Origin of the sequence: Glycomyces salinus (assembly GCF_016428645.1) — a bacterium.
Taxonomy (GTDB): Bacteria; Actinomycetota; Actinomycetes; order Mycobacteriales; family Micromonosporaceae; genus Glycomyces; species Glycomyces salinus.
This window is the reverse complement of sequence record NZ_JAELXW010000155.1, coordinates 1-534: the sequence shown is the minus strand read 5'-3', so window position 1 is coordinate 534 and position 534 is coordinate 1. Positions and strand designations below refer to the sequence as shown.

The window sequence follows — 534 nt, the reverse complement described above, 5'->3', positions numbered from 1 at the left end:
TCACTGACTTCGACTACACCGCCGACGGCACCCGCATCATGCGGACCGACCCCGACGGGACGACCACGCTCTACCTGCCCGGCATGGAAGTCGTGCAACACCCCGACGGGACCGCCACCGCCAGCCGCTACTACTCCCACGGCGGGCAGCAGATCGCGATCCGCACCAACGACGACCAGGTCCACTGGCTGGCCGGCGACCACCAGGGCACCAGCACCGCAGTGGTCAACGCGACCACGCACCAGACCCAGATCCGCTACTTCGACCTGTACGGCAACGAGCGCGGCACACCCGCGGCCACCTGGGTCGACGACCACGGCTTCCTCGGCGGCACCCAGGATCCTTCGGGCTTGACTCACCTCGGTGCCAGGGAGTACGACCCGACCCTGGGCAGTTTCATCTCGGCCGACCCGATACTGGATCCCGCCGACGCCCAGCAGATCGGCGGCTACAACTACGCGAACTACTCGCCGGTGAGCTTCGCCGACCCGTCAGGGCTGTACATCACCTCGAGCGACGGGTACAACGGTGAGC

Annotated in this window: 1 protein-coding gene; it reads left to right on the top strand. The window is 67.4% G+C overall.

Features of this window, described 5'->3' with window-relative positions:
• Positions 1-534, top strand: a 534-nt coding sequence (locus JFB92_RS24415) for an RHS repeat-associated core domain-containing protein (protein ID WP_199044504.1), incomplete at both ends; no start/stop codon positions are given.